The following is a 248-nucleotide window of genomic DNA, read 5'->3' as shown; positions in this document are numbered from 1 at the left end:
TACTACGGCACCGCATTCGGGCCCGACTCCGTACGCATTCACCAGGTGTCGGTCGCGGTCAGCCTGGGTGGCGACCACGCGAGCGCTGCCCTGGACGTCACACACGAGTGGAAGCCTCCAGCCGGCCTCGGTGCAGAGCGCCGCTCGGGCTTCTACATCGAGCTGGCGCGCGCCCAGCTCTGGGCGGGCATGCCCGACGGCGCGTTCGAGTCACTGAAGGTCGCTCGCAAGATCGCACCTCAACATAC

The 248-nt window shown here is 67.7% G+C and carries 1 pseudogene; it reads left to right on the top strand.

Annotated elements, in window-relative coordinates:
* Positions 1–248, top strand: a pseudogene (locus ACPC54_RS42180) (transcriptional regulator); the annotation flags it as partial.

The organism is Kitasatospora sp. NPDC094028 (assembly GCF_049543595.1).
In the GTDB taxonomy this organism is placed as follows: domain Bacteria; phylum Actinomycetota; class Actinomycetes; order Streptomycetales; family Streptomycetaceae; genus Kitasatospora.
Note: the sequence above shows the minus strand (reverse complement) of the source record. Positions and strands in the feature narration are given on the sequence as shown.